The organism is Streptomyces europaeiscabiei, from assembly GCF_001550375.1.
Classification (GTDB): Bacteria; Actinomycetota; Actinomycetes; order Streptomycetales; family Streptomycetaceae; genus Streptomyces; species Streptomyces europaeiscabiei.
On sequence record NZ_LRTR01000347.1, the window covers coordinates 1 to 1,839 of the forward strand.

The following is a 1,839-nucleotide window of genomic DNA, read 5'->3' on the forward strand; positions in this document are numbered from 1 at the left end:
GGACCGGTGGCCCATCGTCCCGGCGCCCGCCGTACGCCCGCCGCCCGCGCCCGCCGTGCTCCCGGGTGCGTGTCCCGCCGTGTCGGCCGCGTGGTCCTCCATACGGCGGAGCAGCTCGTCCAGACGGGCCGTCGTCTGCTCGCGGTCGTAGGCGAGGAGAAGGCGGCAGTCCTGGCCGTGGGCGGGGCGGAGATGGGGGAGCCAGCCGAGCCAGGACCAGTCGGCGGTGCGTTGCTCGGCGGAGCGGGAGCGGTCCGCGCTGATCAGGACCAGTTCCAGGGCGTCGGGGGAGTGCAGCGCGGCGAGCTGTGCCACGACCGCGCGGGTCACCCCCATCAGCCGGGGGTGCGGTCCGGCCAGCCCCAGCGCGCCGACCTCACGCAGTCCGGTGGTCACCGGCACCGCCGGCAACAGTCCCGATCCGTCCGGCGCCGCCCGGTCCGTCGTTCCCAGCCGCACGGTCAGCGCCTCCGGGTGGCCCGGTCCCCGCTCCCACAGCCGGGCGCCCGGACCGAGCGCGGTGAGCAGCAGCGCGGCGGGATCCGGCCATGTCTCCGGCAGCCGTTCCCCGCCGGCCGGGAGCACCGAGGCCATCGCCCCGCGCTCGGCCTCGTCGTACTCCGCGTCGTACTCGTACGGGTCGTACTCGGTCCCCGCCTGCCCCCGCCCCCCGGCCAGCCGCCGGGCCCAGGCCCCGAACCCGCCCCGCTTACGCACCCCGCGCGGTACATCCGTGCCCCGAAGGGGAGTGCCCTTGCGCGTACCGGACTCGACGGGCCCGTCGACGTCTCGGGAACCGCCCGCGCCACGGGCGCCGCCGGAGCCTCCGGGGCCGCCGGAACCATCGAGCTCCTCGGCACCACCGGGGCCGTGGGGAGCACCGGGCTCACCGGCGCGGCCCGGTCCACCGGCTCCGGTGGGCAGCCCTGGCTCGCCGGACCTGCGGGAATCCTCGGCCTCGCGGGAATCATGGCTGCCGCGGGCATCGCGGCCGTCGCCGACGCGGCCATGGGTCCTTGCCCCGCCCGCGTCCGTCGCCCCCTCGTGCACGGGGTTCTGACCGGTACCCGAGGCGGTCGCCCGCCCCGGGGCGTCCGTGGCGGACCCCGGGCCCTTCGCCGTCCGCTCGATCCCGGGCACGCCGCCCTGACCCGGCACGGTCCGCCGCTCGGCAATACCTTGCCCCTCGTCGGCCCCGGGTGCGCCCGTGACCGACCGCGTCACCCCGCCGGAGCCGGAGCCGGAGCCGCTCCCGGCCCCCGAACCCCCGCCCGCCGAACCGAAGCCGCCGTCTCCCGGTGTCCGCACCCCGGCCGTCACCCGGACGTGGCCCTCCCCGTCGGGTGCCGTCGCTATCCCCCGCGCCCCCGACGACGAGGCCAGACGGAGGGCGGACTCGCCGATGCGGAGGAGGGCGCCGGGGGCGAGGCGGACCGGGCGGTCGCCCACCCGGGTGCCGTCGAGGGTGGTGCCGTTGGTGGAGCCGAGGTCGACGACGGAGACGCGGCCGTCGGCGGCGAGGGTGACCGCGCAGTGGAGGCGGGAGACGTCCGGGTCGTCGAGGGGGACGTCGGCGTCGGCGGAGCGGCCGATGTGGATCTTGCCGCCGTGCAGCAGATGGACACCGCCGGCGTCGGGGCCGGCCACGACGTGGAGCTGCGCGGCGGCTTCGTCGACCTCGGGGCCCGATTCGGAGGGGGCGCCCAGGGAGAGCACGGCGCCGTCGATGAGGGGTGGCTCGCCCAGAGTGCAGCGCTGGGCGTCGAGGCGCTCGGCACCGGCGTACAGCACGACCTGCCCGCCGCCCACCTCCCGGCTGCGCTCCAGCCGCTCCGCACC

The 1,839-nt window shown here is 77.9% G+C and carries 1 protein-coding gene; it reads right to left on the bottom strand.

What is annotated here, in order from left to right; translation table 11 throughout:
- The coding region (locus AWZ10_RS16565) for an FHA domain-containing protein (protein WP_159058290.1) at window positions 1-1,839 on the bottom strand (1,839 nt) is incomplete at both ends.